Raw genomic sequence first — 2,752 nt, 5'->3', positions numbered from 1 at the left:
TTTAGGATCGAGTCTGCACTTCTTTCTTTACGATGTGCCAAAAGTCTTAACATTACTGATTGTAATTAGCTTTATTGTTGGGACATTTCAAAGCTTTTTAGAACCAGAGCGCGTTCGCTCTTTGCTAGAAGGAAAGCGCACTTTTGCAGGAAATGTTTTGGCAGCAATGGTAGGAATCGTCACACCATTCTGTTCTTGTTCTGCGGTTCCTTTGTTTATCGGCTTTTTAGAAGCAGGTGTACCTCTAGGTGTGACCTTTTCTTATCTGATGGCAGCGCCAATGGTAAATGAGGTTGCTGTTATCCTTCTCTGGGGATTATTTGGGTTGAAGGTGACGCTGATCTACATTGGCTTTGGCGTGGGTTTAGCGATCGCCTCTGGATATATCATCGGACTCCTAAAATTAGAAAAATGGGTAGAACCATTTGTTTGGGAACTGCAAAAATCTCGTCAAGCAATGCCTCTAGAAGGGGAAGACAACTTAGAACCAGTTGCGTTAACTTGGGGACAAAGATTTAAGCAAGGAAGATTCCAATCCAGCGAAATTGTGCGATCGGTGTGGCTTTATGTGGTGGGTGGAATTGCGATCGGTGCGGGGATTCATGGTTATGTGCCGACAGATTTTATTACTCAATATGCAGGTGCGAATAATCCTTTTGCAGTGCCGATCGCAGTAATTTTGGGTGTTCCACTCTATGCAAATATTGCAGGTGTAATGCCGATTACTGAAGCTTTAGTAAATAAAGGAATGCCTATGGGTACAGTTTTAGCCTTCACGATGGCGGTAACAGCACTATCTCTTCCTGAAATGGTGATTCTCAAAAAAGTGCTACGACCCCAATTATTAGCCGTATTTGTCGGGTTAATGACCATTGGCATTATCAGCATCGGCTACATATTCAACGCCATAATTAATTGACTTACCCCACTTAGTCAGGCTGATGAAATCAGGAGTTGCGATCGCTTGGCAAATTTTGAAACGTTTCAGTTTACCAACAATATTACTATATAGTAATGTAATCGTGTTATTTTAAATTCAAACCCCGCCTAAAACTCTTTTGAATAAAGATGGGAGTAAAAAGGCATTAGTTAAAAACTCAACTTGAGAAATTACCTTTAGGAGTCGTTATTATGGCTCGTGTTGTTGTCATTGGTGCTGGACTGGGAGGATTGCCTGCTGCTTATGAACTGAGGCATATACTGCCGCGTAAACATCAGATTATACTAATTTCTAATCAACCAAAGTTTACATTTGTTCCTTCCTTGCCTTGGGTCGGATTAGGGTTAAAGTCCCTCGATCGCATTCAATTAGATTTAGCCAAGATTGTTCCTCAGCATGGTATTGAGTTTATTCATGCTGCCGTCACCGCCATTGATCCGAAGTCTCGTCAGATAACGATGAGCAATCAAACATTAGACTACGATTATGCCGTCATTGCCACGGGGCCAGAACTAGCGCTGGATGCCCTACCGGGATTAGGGCCAGAAGGTGGTTATACCCAGTCGGTTTGTAATCCGCACCATGCTGTGTTGGCAGGTGTTGCATGGGAGAAATTTTTAGACGATCCAGGCCCGGTTGTGGTAGGCGCAGCACCGGGAGCAAGTTGTTTTGGCCCCGCCTATGAATTTGCCTTCTTGATCCATCACGTTTTGAAGCAGAAGAAATTGCGATCGCAAGTCCCGATTACCTTCATTACCTCAGAACCTTACGCCGGACATCTGGGCATTGGCGGTATGGCTAACTCCCGGTGGCTAATCCGCAAATTCATGGCGGATCGGGAAATTGAGTTGATGGAAAATACCGCCATTTCCCATTTTGAACCTGACGCGGTTTATCTGGCTGATGGACGGAGAATTCCAGCTAAATTTGTGATGGTTTTGCCGCCGTTTCGCGGCCCACGCTTCCTGCGTGAAGCACCGGGGCTAACTGATGCCAAGGGGTTTATACCTGTATTGCCTACCTATCGTCACCCTGACTTTGAGTCGATTTACGCCGTAGGAGTGATCACCCAACTCAAAGCAATAGAGCAAACCCCCATCCCTACGGACGCTCCCAAAGTGGGGTTGATGTCCGAAGAAATGGCGCTGGCTGTTGCCCATAATATTGCCCTGGAATTAGGGGTTATTTCTGGATATCAGATCAAACCAACTCTACAGGCCGTTTGCTTCGCTAATTTTGGCGATACTGGAGCGCTGTTTTTAGCAGATCCACTCCTCCCAGATGAGACAGGACATCGCCACCGTGCCTTAACCTTTAACGGTATCTGGGTGTCTTGGATGAAAACAGGATTCGAGAAATATTTTCTGATGAAAATGCGCCTGGGCTGGACGATTCCTTGGTTTGAGCGTTGGGCTTTTGGGGCGATCGGTCTGCCTCTGGTAGAACCGATTGTTCCCAGCGCAGAACTGATTCAAGTAAAAGGATGAAGATTAGCAATCGCCGCGATCGCAACTCTACTGGAGTGAATGGCACTAAGAAAAGGAGAAATCGTTGAGGCAGCAGGGGTGCAGGGGAGAAAGAAGAAGTTTAAGCATTGCGTTCAGATATTTAGAAATTCCCCTCTGCGCCCCTGCCCCCTGCTCCTGGAGCATCCTTACGCTGCATACCCTTCAGCTTAACAAGCGTGCCATTCGATACTGAGTTATTGGCACTTTGTTCTTATCGGCAACAGTCACGCAACCATTTGAATGAGTGATTAATTAGGGCTTGCTGAAAAAAAAGAGAAGGTTACAGTCTCTAGATTCTCAGACC

At 45.5% G+C, this 2,752-nt stretch carries 2 protein-coding genes; both read left to right on the top strand.

Annotated elements, in window-relative coordinates; translation table 11 throughout:
• Window positions 1-919, top strand: a 919-nt coding sequence (locus ABF638_RS37620) for a permease (RefSeq protein WP_435027827.1), incomplete at its 5' end; no start/stop codon positions are given.
• A 212-nt stretch (window positions 920-1,131) separates the two neighbouring features.
• On the top strand, window positions 1,132-2,427 hold the full coding sequence (locus tag ABF638_RS37615) for an NAD(P)/FAD-dependent oxidoreductase (protein ID WP_435027826.1): 1,296 nt from the start codon (window positions 1,132-1,134) through the stop codon (window positions 2,425-2,427).
• Window positions 2,428-2,752 lie beyond the last annotated feature (325 nt).

Origin of the sequence: Nostoc sp. CALU 1950 (genome assembly GCF_051172895.1) — a bacterium.
GTDB lineage: Bacteria > Cyanobacteriota > Cyanobacteriia > Cyanobacteriales > Nostocaceae > Nostoc > Nostoc edaphicum_A.
Note: the sequence above shows the minus strand (reverse complement) of the source record. Positions and strands in the feature narration are given on the sequence as shown.

Coding starts and splice junctions, on each gene's coding strand:
- ABF638_RS37615 (WP_435027826.1), top strand. CDS start 1,132: ATGGCTCGTGTTGTTGTCATTGGTGCTGGACTGGGAGGATTGCCTGCT.